The organism is Bowmanella pacifica (genome assembly GCF_014645355.1).
Taxonomy (GTDB): Bacteria; Pseudomonadota; Gammaproteobacteria; order Enterobacterales; family Alteromonadaceae; genus Bowmanella; species Bowmanella pacifica.
This window is the reverse complement of record NZ_BMLS01000001.1, coordinates 687,902-700,930: the sequence shown is the minus strand read 5'-3', so window position 1 is coordinate 700,930 and position 13,029 is coordinate 687,902. Positions and strand designations below refer to the sequence as shown.

General features: G+C 51.7%; 8 protein-coding genes. 3 read left to right on the top strand and 5 right to left on the bottom strand.

Translation table 11 applies throughout. From position 1 onward, the window contains the following. Window positions 1–65: 65 nt before the first annotated feature. Both IEX02_RS02740 and IEX02_RS02735 read right to left on the bottom strand, forming a co-directional pair. The gene (locus IEX02_RS02740) at window positions 66–2,405 is read right to left on the bottom strand and encodes a TonB-dependent receptor (protein ID WP_188689933.1); all 2,340 of its coding nucleotides are present in this window, start codon (window positions 2,403–2,405) and stop codon (window positions 66–68) included. Between the two features lie 224 nt (window positions 2,406–2,629). Then, on the bottom strand, window positions 2,630–3,094 hold the full coding sequence (locus tag IEX02_RS02735) for an Lrp/AsnC family transcriptional regulator (RefSeq protein ID WP_188689930.1): 465 nt from the start codon (window positions 3,092–3,094) through the stop codon (window positions 2,630–2,632). A gap of 116 nt (window positions 3,095–3,210) precedes the next feature. Here IEX02_RS02735 and IEX02_RS02730 point away from each other — a divergent pair, with 116 nt between their 5' ends. After that, window positions 3,211–4,170 (top strand): nucleoside recognition domain-containing protein, encoded by a 960-nt coding sequence (locus IEX02_RS02730; RefSeq protein ID WP_229702005.1) that lies wholly within the window; start codon window positions 3,211–3,213, stop codon window positions 4,168–4,170. Here IEX02_RS02730 and IEX02_RS02725 read toward each other — a convergent pair. From IEX02_RS02725 to IEX02_RS02715, 3 genes are all read right to left on the bottom strand, one after another. Then, window positions 4,167–7,352, bottom strand: coding sequence for a DEAD/DEAH box helicase (locus IEX02_RS02725; RefSeq protein WP_188689928.1), 3,186 nt, complete (start codon window positions 7,350–7,352; stop codon window positions 4,167–4,169). The two genes, IEX02_RS02730 and IEX02_RS02725, sit on opposite strands and share 4 nt — an antisense overlap. Window positions 7,353–7,495: 143 nt before the next feature. Continuing rightward, complete coding sequence (locus tag IEX02_RS02720) at window positions 7,496–7,933, bottom strand: nucleoside deaminase (protein WP_188689924.1); 438 nt, start codon at window positions 7,931–7,933, stop codon at window positions 7,496–7,498. Window positions 7,934–8,020: 87 nt separating this feature from the next. Next, the gene (locus IEX02_RS02715) at window positions 8,021–9,241 is read right to left on the bottom strand and encodes a M24 family metallopeptidase (protein ID WP_188689921.1); all 1,221 of its coding nucleotides are present in this window, start codon (window positions 9,239–9,241) and stop codon (window positions 8,021–8,023) included. A 241-nt stretch (window positions 9,242–9,482) separates the two neighbouring features. On the opposite strand from IEX02_RS02715, the gene IEX02_RS02710 reads away from it, so the two are divergent. Further along, window positions 9,483–10,148 carry a GntR family transcriptional regulator gene (locus IEX02_RS02710; RefSeq protein ID WP_188689919.1) on the top strand — a complete coding sequence of 222 codons (666 nt, stop codon included), beginning with the start codon at window positions 9,483–9,485 and terminating at the stop codon, window positions 10,146–10,148. A gap of 99 nt (window positions 10,149–10,247) precedes the next feature. Continuing rightward, on the top strand, window positions 10,248–12,986 hold the full coding sequence (gene prsT, locus IEX02_RS02705; protein WP_188689916.1) for an XrtA/PEP-CTERM system TPR-repeat protein PrsT: 2,739 nt from the start codon (window positions 10,248–10,250) through the stop codon (window positions 12,984–12,986). Window positions 12,987–13,029: the final 43 nt, after the last annotated feature.

The window sequence follows — 13,029 nt, the reverse complement described above, 5'->3', positions numbered from 1 at the left end:
AAAAAAGGCGGTATGCAAAACATACCGCCTTTTTACTTAGCTTAAGGTCTTAAGTCTCTCAGACCTTAGAAGTTCATCATAAAGTTAACACCAAAGGTGCGAGGCGCGCCTTTTAAGAAGGTGTCAGGGGTTAAGCCTGTGGTTGGGAAATAGCCTACGTTGTAGTCTTTATCCGCCAGGTTACGTACCCACAATGCCACTTCCCAGTCTTCTGCTTCTAGTGCGATACGGGCGTTAGTCACGGTGTAGCCGTCAACCAGATCATTGTTATCAATGGTCTGGTAGTGCTCACCGGTGTTGCTGGCATCTAACTGCGTGCGCAGGGTGAACTGCTCGCTGATAGGCGTGGCATAGACCACGGCCAGGTTCCAGGACGTATCGGGTGAGAAGGGCAAATCATTGCCTTCGATGGTGGCGTCTTCACCCTGGAAGTTATCAATTTCAGATGAGATGAACGAGCCGCCAGCGCGGATATCCAGACCTTCAATGGGGCTTAAGGTAAAGGCCAGTTCTGCACCTTGAATGGTGGCATCGGCAACGTTAGCGCGCACGTTAGTGCTGGCACCGGCTACCATCAGCTTGGCAGTGGACTGATAGTCCTCAAAGTCGTAATTGAACAGGTTCACTTCTGCGCTTAGCAGGCCGTCATCTGAACGGTACTTGGCACCCAACTCGTAAGCTACCAGTGTTTCAGAGTCGATAGGCAGGGCTTCCTGTGGTGTCAGGATAGTAGAGCCATCGAAACCGCCAGCCTTGTAGCCGGTGCTAACGGTGGCATACAGTCGCCACTGCTTGGCAGGGGTGAAGATGCTGCTGACTTTCCAGGTGAATTCGCTGTCATCTAAAGACTCGTCAAACAACAAAGGTGCGTTAGGATCGATTGGGACACCGATATAGACTTCACCAGCTGGGAAGAACTTAGGCGGCGTACCGTATACACCATAAGGGTCGAGGTTTTTGGTCTGACCCTTGAAGGTGACTTCGTCGCTTGAGTAGCGAATACCGGTTTCCAGGGTAAACCAATCTACCGGGGTCCAGTCAGAAGAGGCAAACAAGCCGAAAGAATCACGTTCCTGTTGATAGTCGGTACGCACATCGGTTTGCCATAAACCGGAGTTTAAGAAGCGCAGGTTAGTGCCAAAGTCGATATCGTCTTTGAGCATAAAGGCACCCACTAACCAACCGATGTTATCGGCCAGGTCACCGGCCAGGCGGGCTTCAACAGTGAACTGTGAAAAATCATTTTCAAAGCCATAGTCGGCCATCGCAATAGGCATGTTGTCTGAGGTTTCGTACTCGCGATCAAGGGCTTCGTAGCCCAGCAAGATGGTGCCGGTCATACCGGATACGAAGTCATGGTCAACCTGCAGGTGCAAGGCGTGCTGGTCTGAATCCAGCTTGGGCAGCACGTTGGAATAAACCGTGAACGGATCATTATCCAATGCGTTGGCAAATTCGACCAGAGCCGGGTCTTGCGGGTTCAGGAAGAAGGCATCTGATTTAGCATATTCAGCCCAGTTGTCAGCGCTGACATCGGGGATGGCCAGTTCGCTGTCATCTTTACCCACTGTCAAGCGCGCACTGACCAGCGTATCGGCCGAGGCTTCCCACTCTGCGGTAATACGTGCAGATTGTCTGTCGGCACCGCCCCAGTCACCTTGTGCAGCGACTTCTTCCTGGGCGGCAATGACGCCAGGCGTATAACTAAAGCCAGTCAATGGTCCGGTACCTAAGTGCTCGTAAAAACCATCCGAGCTTTCATACATGCCAGCTACGCGGACCAAAAAGGTTTCTGATACCGGCAGGTCTACTGCACCTTCACCACGGTAAGTGCCGTAGTTACCGATATCCAGATCAATATAGCCGCCAAACTCGAATCCGGGGCGCTTACTGAGAATGTTTACTGCACCAGCGGTGGCATTACGGCCATATAGGGTGCCTTGCGGGCCTTTTAACACTTCTACGCGGTCAATATCAAAGTACTGGCCGTTCAACAGGCCGTTTGTGCCCTGATAAACGCCGTTTACGTGAATGGCGGCAGAAGCGGAACCATTTGGGTTAAAGTCGTCGTCACCTACACCACGAATGGTAATACGGGGAGAGGAAGCGCCAGCATAGGTTTCACTGTACACCACTCCTGGGGTATTCAAGGCCAGAGACTCGGCATCGCCGGTACCGTTAGCTCTAAGCTGTTTTCTGCTCAGTACATTGACCACGCCAGGAATATCCTGAATGGTTTCAACTTTTTTACGGGCAGTAACAGTGACGGTTTCAATATCTGCGGCGGCTTGCTCTTGAGCCTGTGCAGCGACGCTGGTTAAACCTGAGGCGGCAACAAAGGCACTGGCCACGGCTAAAGCTAGCGCTTTCTTGCCAAAATGGCTGGTGGAGGCTTCGTTCTTCATTATGGTTCCTGTTTTTGTGTGTTAAAAGCTTCGCTAAGGGTCAGTATTATAAGAATTAATTATTACAATTGTGGGATTTGCTGCTACGACCAGTGCGATAAAGTGCGTGATTGCTGGTTTTGTGTTCAAAGAGCGTGAATTCTGAGCTTTGGTGATAAAGGAGGGAAAGCTTAGTCAGGCACTTTCAGCCCTTGTCTCCTGCGTGTTTGCCTTCTTAGTCGGGGCTAATCTGCAATGGTTAGGCTAGTGTCATATTTAATCCGGTTCATGGATATCAGGGTGGTAAAGGCTTTCATATTTGGGTTGCTGTACAGCAGGTCTTCACAAAATGCCTGATAAGAGGGCATATCTGGTACTTGCACCAGCAATACAAAGTCTACTTCGCCGGTTACCTCGTAGCATTGTTTTACCTGCGGCATCTGCTTGAGCTTGTGGATAAAGGCCGCATTTAGCTCGCGCCGGTCGCTTTGCATAAACACCTCCACCAGAATATGCAGGCAAGGGCCGAAGCTATCTGGATTAAGCAGCGCCACCCGGCGCTGGATGATCCCTTCCTTTTGCAAGCGTTTTACCCGCTTCAGACAGGCCGGGGCCGACAGACCAACGACTTCCGCTAACTGTAAGTTGGTGATCGCAGCATCCTTTTGTAGCTGGCGTAAAATGGCCTTATCTATACGGTCGAGAAACATTGATAAACACTCAGGGTGTAAAAGGAAATATAAATTAACTTATAAGTGGAAAAATCGAAATATAAGTTCTCAAGTCCTTCTAAAATATGCCGTCCTCAAGCAGTTATGGAATCATTATGTTGTCCCGCTTTGCCCTGTTAAAAACCACCTTATTGAGCATTGGCAGCGATATTTTTAACGCCTACTGGACGCTGATTAAGATTATGGTTCCGGCCACTATCATAGTGAAACTGCTGGATACAGTGGGTTTTACCCAATGGCTGGGTGTGGCTTTGGGCCCTGTGGTTGAACTGCTTGGGCTGCCCAGTGAACTGGGACTGGTGTGGGCGGTGACCATGCTAACCAATATTTACACCGGCATGGCGGCGTTCTATACCTTGTCGGCTGGGCAAGAGTATACGGTAGCGCAAATCAGTATTCTGGGATTGCTTATGTTGGTGGCGCATTCGCTGGTGATTGAAGGGGCGGTGGCTAAGGCAACCGGCGTAAGGTGGCGCCTGACCTTGGCCATTCGTATCGGTAGCGGCTTGTTTCTGGCCGCGATATTCAGTCAGGTATTTAGTTATTTTGGGCTGTTGCAGCAGCCTGCAGAGCTTTTGTGGCAACCTCAGGCCAGCGAACCAGGCTGGCTGGGCTGGGGGATAGCCCAGTTAAAACTATTGGCCTGGATCCTGGTGATTCTATCCAGTCTGGTGGTGATGATGCGCATTCTGCGCTGGCTGGGTGTTGAACGGGTTTTGCAGCAGTTACTGTCACCGCTGATGCGTTGCCTGACCATAGGTAAGGAAGCCTCCAATATTACTATTGTCGGTATGTTGTTGGGCTTGTCTTATGGGGCAGGGTTATTGATTAACGAGGTACGCAGCGGTCATATCAATAAACGCGATACCTTATTGGTGGTCTGTTTTCTGGGGCTGACTCATAGCCTGATAGAAGATACCTTATTAATCCTGCTACTCGGTGCTGATCTCAGCACTATACTGTGGGGCCGATTGGTGTTTGCCATAGCCTTGATTACGGCCATGGGGCGCATATGGTTGCGTGCCAGAGAGCAACCCGCGCCAGAGCGAGCTTAGTGCTCAGCCACCACTAAAGGTTGCAACAGCAATTGCAGGTTCTCGGTATTGAAACCTTCGCTAAGGTCGCCCATCTCGTCACTGAGAATGGCCTGGGCTAAGCGGTTTTTCTGCTGCTGCAGTTGCTGGATACGCTCCTCAATCGAGCCTTCCACAATCAGTTTGTAAACAAACACAGGTTTGTCCTGGCCGATACGATGGGCGCGGTCAGTGGCCTGGTTTTCTGCTGCCGGGTTCCACCAGGGATCAAAGTGAATAACAGTGTCGGCCTCGGTCAGATTCAAGCCAGTACCGCCGGCCTTGAGGCTGATTAAAAACAGCGGGGCGTTGCCCTGTTTAAATTGCTCAATCACCTGCTGACGATGGCGGGTCGTGCCTGTCAGTTTGATATAGTCAATGCCCAGCCCTTGTACCTGCTGCTCAATAATATCCAGCATGCTGGTGAACTGAGAGAAAAGCAAAATTCGCCGCCCTTCGCTGACCAGCTCCGGCAGCATTTCCAGCAGCAGTTCCAGCTTGGCAGACTGTTTGACCTTTCGCGCTGTGGGCAAAGACATTAATTGCGGGTGACAGCACACCTGACGTAACTTGAGCATGGCATCCAGAATGTCCAGTTGGCTGCGACCCAGGCCCTTGCTGGCAATGACCTCGCGTAAGCTGTCGTCCACCGTTAAACGTACCGACTCGTACAGCTCAGCTTGTTTACCCTCGATTCTGACCTTGCTGATAATTTCGGTTTTGGCTGGCAGCTCACTGGCAATTTTATCTTTGCTGCGTCTGAGTAAAAACGGCCGAATACGCTCTGCCAGCAGTTGACGTCGCTCGGCGTCGTTGTGCTTTTCTATGGGCGCGCGAAACAGTTTAGTAAACTGGCTCTGGCTACCTAATAAACCCGGCAATAGCAGATTGAACAGCGCCCATAGCTCGCCAATATGGTTTTCCATGGGGGTGCCGGTCAGGCATAGCTTGTAGGTTGCATTGAGCCCTTGTACCGCTTGGTATAAGCGGGTGACTGGGTTTTTTAAAAGTTGTGCTTCGTCCATCACCAGGTAATGCCAGGATTGAGCTTGTAACCGTTGGGTATCCCGGCTGAGCAGCGGATAACTGGTGATCACTACATCCGCCGTCGCCAGCTTGTTAAATTGTTGCTGGCGTTGTGGGCCGTGTAACAAGATGACCTGCAGGTGTGGGGCAAAGCGCTTTAGTTCGGTTTGCCAGTTGAAGATGACGCTGGTGGGCGCCAGGATCAGTGCTGGGCTGGTGAGTCTTCCTGCGTGTTTTTCCACACACAAATTGGCAATGGTCTGCAGGGTTTTGCCCAGCCCCATATCGTCAGCAAGAATCCCCGCTAGCCCATACTCGCGTAAAAACTGCATCCAGCTTAGCCCCTCTAATTGGTAAGGGCGCAGGGTGGCCTGCAATTGCGGCGGCGGCGCGATCTCTTGTATCTCGTCAAAGCGGCGTAAACTGGCAGCAATATCTCGCAGCCTGGAACGCCCCTGACCCAGCAAACTATGTTGGTTCAACATGGACAGGGTCTGGTGGCTTTGGAACTTGGATAACCGGATGCTGCCGTCGGCCCTCAGGCTGCCAGGCATAAACAGCTCAACAAATTGCGTCAAGATGGGGCGGATCTGCGCCATGGGTAACGGCAGAGCCTGAGTATTGCTGAGTGGAATATATAAGTACTGGTCTTTATCCTGGCCTTCATCGTGCAGGCGCTCAGTGGGCAGTTGTTGCAGTGCGGTTCGTAAAATAGGCAGCAGCGGTAGCGGTTTATCACCGACCTGAACCATCATGGACAGGGAAAAGAAATTGTCGTTTTCTTCCTCTATACGGGTTTCAATCTGACTTTCAGCCTGGCTAAGGGAGTAGGGGAAATCTGCCGACTGACTTATTTGCCAACCGGATGCCTGCAGAGAAGGCAGCAACTGGTGCAAAATGCTGAACCAGTGCTCTGGTTCTGCACAAAGTTGAAAGTCTGGCACCGACCAATAATTAAAAGACGCGGGGGCCAGGGTAAAACCGGCGTTGCGCAAGGTGTCGATAGCCTGCTGCTCAAAGGGCTTGTGGCGTGGCAGGGATTGGCCGTTGCTATCCTGCAGAATTGCCTCTGCCAGATAAGGGCTGATTCGTTGTTCCTGATAGTCAAACCACAAGGTGGCCACACAGGAGGAAGTTTTTGTGTCGGTACAACTCAGTACCAGCACCGGCTTCGGCGTTGCGGTTTGGGTTGGCAGTTCAAGCGGTGGTGGCGAAAGTGCCGGGCTGTTACCCAGCCACTGTTGCATCATCGGCCAGGCCCAGGCCAGTTGCACAGCACTGAGGGGCGGTGCATCCAACAGGGCTTGCACCTGTTCTGGCATAAGCTGAAAATCCAGCGGCACGATGGTAGTTGTGCTGTTGTCCAGATAACAAAGCGGATGACTGGTAATAATGTCTTTTGCCTCAAGACCTGGGATATCCAGAACCAGATGATAATTGTCTCCTTGCTGCTGCCATTTCAGTACGCCGGGCTTGGCGGCGGCCAGTGACAGTGCGTTGTCGCTCATGGTTTGCCAGTAGCAGCGACCGGTTGCCAGTATCTCTTTCAGATCGTCAAGCTGGGGGAGCAAGCCATATTCGTTGCGGGCTGCCATGAGATTGGCCAGCAACTGACGTTCCTGAGTATCGACTTCTGCCAGCAAGGATTCTGATAAGTAGCTATTACGCAGGCTTTTACTCAAACTACCGTTTTTAAGGCGCCGGGTGAGGCGGATATCCACTTTAAAGCCATGCCTATCCCGTACTTTGGCCAGCGACAGCAGATAGATCAGAATATCCTGCTTAGGCTTAGTGACTTTATCGGCCTTAGGTTTAAGCCTGTCCAGCCAGGCGGCCACCTGTTCATCGCGGCTGTCCAGCAATGGATTGGCATCATCCAGGGCACCCTGGATCAAAAGGGCGCCGTGGCGACAAAACTTGCCTTGCGGGCAGTTGCAGTCACAGATTGGCTGGGAGAGCCCCCAATCGATAAAAACCTGATAATGACCTGTGCCCCGTTCGTTGGCGACGGTGCCACTTAGCATTCGCTCATCGGGGTCATAATGCAGGCTTTCAATTAAGCCCTGATGGTAAAGCGCTCGGGCTTCTTGCCAATCCTGACTACGAAACAGTTTTTCCAGTTCTTTGATGGAACGCATTGAGCAGGCGGTGCTCCCGGCAAGGCCCAAAACAGGGCCGCTATGATGTCACAGCCCGCCTTTAATTCACAGCTAGGCGCATAGGTTTGTGGGAGACAATATAACGGAATTCACAGCCTAACCGCGCAGTTGAAGGTACGAGGTTATTCGCCAATATCCTCGCTCCATAGCTCGGGATGCTGAGTGATAAAATCTTCCATCATGGCGATACAGTCATGATCCTGAAGCACAGTAAGCTGAACACCGCGGGCCTTCAGTAGTGCTTCTTCGCCCATAAAGGTTTGGTTCTCGCCGATAATGACTTTGGGAATACCGTACAGCAAGATGGCGCCACTGCACATGGAGCAAGGCGACAGGGTGGTATAAAGTACCGACTCGCGATAGACGCTGGTGGGTAAGCGACCAGCCTGTTCCAGCGCATCCATTTCACCATGTAAAATGGCACTGCCTTGCTGCACACGGCGATTGTGGCCGGCTCCCAGCACTTTGCCGTTGTGTACTAATACCGAGCCAATAGGAATGCCGCCCTCGGCCTGCCCTAAGCGGGCTTGTTCAATTGCCGCCTGAAGAAAAACGTCCATAAGCTGCTCCGCGGGGTTTTCCTTCATCCTATACCAAATTAGGGCAGTGCGCCTTCATCAGGACGTGAATCTCAGGCGGCATTATCGTCAGGCGTTAAGGCCAAACGGATCATCGATGCTATGGCTGGGTTGGGTAAACCAGCGGGGCCCTTGTTCGGTCATATAGAAATGATCCTCCAGGCGCACACCGAACTCGTTAGGAGCGACAATCATCGGCTCGTTGGAAAAGCACATACCAGGTGCCAGAGGCTGCGTGTTGCCGCCGACCAGATAGGGCCATTCGTGAATGTCCATGCCTATACCATGGCCGATGCGATGAGGCAGACCGGGAAGTTGGTAATCTGGTCCCAGTCCACTTTGCATCAGGGATACCCGGGCTGCCTTATCTACATCTTCACAGGCAACACCTAACTGTGCGGCTTCGAAGGCGGCGGCTTGAGCTTGTTTCTCGGCATGCCACAGTTCACGTTGGCGCGCATTGGCTTCGCCGTATACGTAGGTGCGGGTAATGTCGGACAGATAATCCTGTACCTTGCAGCCGGTATCAATCAGTACCATATCGCCGGCTTTCAGGTGTTGGATATGCTTTACACCGTGCGGGAAAGACGTTGCTACACCAAATAGCACAATACAAAAGTAGGAGCCGCTGGCGCCTACCTTTTTGTGTGCCTGGTGAATGAAGTGTTCCACTTCACTGGTGCTGATGCCATCGCGTAGAATACTGGCAGCAGCCTTGTGTACGGCAAGAGTCATATCCATGGCGCGCTGCATTAGCGCCAGCTCAGCGGCCGATTTATGCATGCGGCAATGGGCTGTCACCTCCTTGGCATTAATCAAGCGCAAACCTTGCTGTAACTGATTGATGCCATCGAAAATAAAGAACTGCGCGCTTTCATCAATACCGATTCTGGCCGGGGCATCAATGCCCATATTGGCCAATACCTCAAGAAACAGCGCATAAGGTGACTCATGTTCATGCCAGGCATGAATTTTACCGGGCACCTGCATGTAATCGTTCAGGGTACCGATTTCAAAATGAGGAGCGATAAACTCCAACGCTCCCTTGGCTGGTAAAATTGCGCCTACCATGCGCTCACTGGCATACCAGCGCAGGCCGCTAAAGTAAGTCAGGTTGGTGCCAGCATTCAGATAAATAGCGGCGATATTGTTGGCTTGCATATAAGCCTGGGCAGTTTGAATTCTGGCCTTGTATTCGTCCATGCCAATAGGCTGAAGATCAGTGGTCATATCTGACAACCCGGCCAATGCTTGTTCCGGTGTTTTGCCACCTACGCCTAATGTGCTCATATATGTTTCTCCAATTTGGCTCTTCAGTAACAGACAGAGGGGGTTACGACCCTCGGCTTTTTTAAGATTAATTAGGTTGTGCAGGGCAACCTTGCATGACTGTAATCCGGGCTTGCGCAGGTTGTTTTCACTCTATCCATGCGCTCAGGGCATAGTTCGCACCCCTATCACTATCGGGTCGCCACTGGTACTCAGATCGGGGATAAGTATAATGTATGCGATATGCAATCAGGGAGCCATCATGGCAATAGAACATAAAACCCGTACCCAACTTGTGGTTGAAGCGATACGAGAGAAGATTCTCAGTGGCGACATTAAGGCTGGCGATCCCTTGCGTCAAGCGGCCTTGGCAGAAGAACTGAATGTCAGCCGGATTCCAGTTCGCGAAGCCTTGCTACAGTTGGAAGGAGAGGGGTTGGTTGAGTTCGAAGCGCATAAAGGTGCGACGGCCACGGAGCTGTCCGCTGCCCAGGTGGATGAAATCTTTGAGTTGCGTGCCCTGCTGGAAGCCGAACTATTAAAGCACTCGATCAGCAAATTGAGCGAGCAGGATTTTGCTGAGGCACAGGCTCTGTTGGACGAGTTGGAAGCCGCCGCTGCCGCGGGTGACAGCTACCTGACCACTGGCACTTTAAATAGCCGTTTTCATGCCAAGCTGTATTGCAAAGCCGAGCGCCCGCATACCGAAGAGTTGGTTAACATGCTTAATAAAAACTCTGAGCGTTACGCGCGTATGCACATTATGCAGTCAGGCGGAGTGGACCGGGCCCCTGACGGTCATCAGGAATTGCTGGATTTATGTCGTAGTGGCGATAGCGCCAAGGCTTGTGCTTTTCTTCAGCAGCATATTGTTAGTGCCAAAGACGACATCAGAACCTTGCTGCTGAAAATGGAAGCCGAGGCCTGATTAAGGGACTTAGGCTAGTCTCTGCCTGACGGGCTTAGTTGTTTCTTTACATGTCTGCGTTTAACCTTGCGCCATGTTATCCATGGATGCTGGAATGCTATGAAACGATTATTGTGCGTTGCGCTTCTGTTCTGTTGTCTGCCGGTTTTGGCCAACAACGCCTCTGCTTATTACGAAGCTGCCATCAAATATCAACTGCAAGGCAACCCCGATGCTGCAATTATCGAGCTGAAAAACTGTTTACAGTTACAGCCAGACTATTTGCCTGCCAGAGTACTGATGGGGCAAGTGCTACTGGAGTCTGGTAAGGCTGCTGCCGCAGATAAAGAGTTAAGCGTGGCGCTGGAGATGCAGGCTGATGCTCGTGCCGTAGTACTGAATCTGGTTAGAGCCAAGTTACTGCAAAATCATGTGGATGACGGGCAAGAATTGCTGAGCCACTATCGCCATCTTCAGGATATGCCGGATTATTCCTACTTGCGTGGCGAGATTGCCAAGTCAAGAGGAGATAGGGAAGCGGCACAGTCTTACTACCAACAAGCCCTGAACATCGCCCCTGGTCATGTTGAAGCCCTGACTGCGCTGGCAGAAATGGCATTGCAAAAGGATGAGTTGAAGCAAGCGGCCAGCTTATTGGACCAAGTCTTCGAAAGCGATCCTAAACACTTGCCGGCACTGTTGTTACACGCCCAATTATTGCGTATCGACGAGCAGTTTGAGCAGGCGGAGAAGCGCTACGAACAAGCACTTGAGCTGAAGCCGGATAGCGAGCAGGCCATGCTGGGCAAGGCCGGCTTACTGGTGGAGCGTGAGCAGTTAGATGCTGCCTTGCAATTGGTCTTGGCATTTCGTGAAAAGCATCCAGGAAACCCCTATGCCAAGCTGATGCATTCAGCGCTGGTAGCCCAACAGGGGAAAGAGCGTGAAGCGCGGCAATTGTTGGTGGATATTCAACATCAACTGTCTGGTGTCGATGACGCAGTGAGAAAAATGCGGGAGGTAAGTTTTCTTAGCGCTGTGGTGGATTATGCCAGTGGTAAGTTGGACTCGGCACGCGTGAAGTTTGATAACTTTATCCACGAATATACCGCCACGGCGTCGGCCCACCGTTACCTAGCGATGATTGCCGTGCAGCAGCGTAACTGGCGGGAGGCTAAGCGTCAGGTCGATAAATCTCTAGCACTGTCGCGCCAGGATCCTGATGTCTTTGTATTGGCGGCGACCATTGAACAAGGGCTGGGTAATTTACCTGCTGCACTCACCTTGTTGGAAGATGCGCAGCAACGCTTTCCTGCACATGAGGGCATACGTCAGGCGTTGATTCAGGCCTGGGTTACCGACGGGCAATACGCCAACGCCATGGCGCAGCTTGAAAAACAACAAGGCGATAATCTGGGCAGTCGTACCTTATTGGGCTTTTTGCAATTGCAGCACGGACAACTGGAAGATGCCCGTCAAACGACACAGGCGTTACTGGACGAACAGCCAGGAAAAGTTGAAATACTGCAACTGGCAGGGGAATTGTCGCTGAAACTGGGTCAGACCGATAACGCCGAGCGCTTTTTTACCGAAATTACCCGCCTGGCACCGGAGTTTAAGGTGGCGCATCTGGCATTGGCTGGCATGTATCTAAACCAGAACCTGCCAGATAAGGTGGAAGCTCAGTATCTGCAGGTATTGGCACAGGATCCCCAAGATCTGGCGACTAACAAGTTGTATGCCGATTTGGCAATAGATAAGGGGGATATCGCTAAGGCCATAGAGTTGCTCGAGCGAGTGCGCGCGCGCGATGATATTGAGGCGAACCGGGCATTGCTGGAATTGTATATGCAACAGCAGCGCTGGGCAGATGCTCAGGGGGTATTAGAGCAAATCTTAAAGCGACGTAACCTGGACGAAGCCTTATTGTTTACTCGTGCCAAGCTAGAAGAAGCGCAAGGCTATAAAGATAAAGCCATTGCGACCCTCAAGGCACTTTATGGCCTGGCCTATGACGATGCGGTGAAGCTGCATTCGGTAGCGCATAAGCAGTTGGATCTTGGGGATTTGGCGGGCGCAGAGAAGTCTGTAGCTAGATTACGTACTCTGGATGCAGATGGCATTGATATTTATTTGCTGGCACGGCAGGCCCTGGCACAAGGCAATAGCCAATCGGCGCTAGCTATTCTTGATCGTGGTTTGAAGAACCAGCCAGATAACCGTCGTTGGCAAGAACTGCGGGTTCACGCCTTGGTGGCTGATGGCCAAGTTGAGTCGGCATTGAAACAGGCATTGGCGCTTTATCAGGCCCAGCCACTGCGGGCTAATATGCAGTTGCTGGCATCCATGCACGCACAAAGCGGACAAATAGACAGTGCTTTGCAACTGCTGCAAAGCTGGTTGGCCGAGCATCCGTTAGATAGCTGGGCCGTGGCTCAATTGTCCAGCCTGGCCGCGCAGCACAATAACCCCGCCCTGGCCGTGGCGACATTAAAGGCATACCCAGAGCTCTCGGATAACCCGATATTCCTCAATAACCTGGCGTATTACCTGATGGAAAGCGATTTAACTGCTGCCGAGCAATATGCACAGAAAGCCAATCAGTTGGCACCCCAGGTGGCCCAGTTTAATGATACTTTAGGTTGGATATATACCAAGCAAGGACAGCATGCAAAGGCGCTGACTTTACTTAGAGAAGCGCAAATGCGTGATAGCGGCAATCCAACAATTTTGTATCATTTAGCTTACACCTTGCATGCGCTTGGTGAGAATGAACAAGCCAAACGAATGCTGCAACGTGCTGTTATACAAGGTTTGCAGCCCGATTTAGCGACTGAGTTGCAGGCTTTGCTGCCTTGAGCGGCAGCGTTTTTCACGCTGTCACTGGTCTGAGCTGACAGCG

Coding starts and splice junctions, on each gene's coding strand:
- IEX02_RS02740 (WP_188689933.1), bottom strand. CDS start 2,405: ATGAAGAACGAAGCCTCCACCAGCCATTTTGGCAAGAAAGCGCTAGCT.
- IEX02_RS02735 (WP_188689930.1), bottom strand. CDS start 3,094: ATGTTTCTCGACCGTATAGATAAGGCCATTTTACGCCAGCTACAAAAG.
- IEX02_RS02730 (WP_229702005.1), top strand. CDS start 3,211: ATGTTGTCCCGCTTTGCCCTGTTAAAAACCACCTTATTGAGCATTGGC.
- IEX02_RS02725 (WP_188689928.1), bottom strand. CDS start 7,352: ATGCGTTCCATCAAAGAACTGGAAAAACTGTTTCGTAGTCAGGATTGG.
- IEX02_RS02720 (WP_188689924.1), bottom strand. CDS start 7,933: ATGGACGTTTTTCTTCAGGCGGCAATTGAACAAGCCCGCTTAGGGCAG.
- IEX02_RS02715 (WP_188689921.1), bottom strand. CDS start 9,241: ATGAGCACATTAGGCGTAGGTGGCAAAACACCGGAACAAGCATTGGCC.
- IEX02_RS02710 (WP_188689919.1), top strand. CDS start 9,483: ATGGCAATAGAACATAAAACCCGTACCCAACTTGTGGTTGAAGCGATA.
- prsT (WP_188689916.1), top strand. CDS start 10,248: ATGAAACGATTATTGTGCGTTGCGCTTCTGTTCTGTTGTCTGCCGGTT.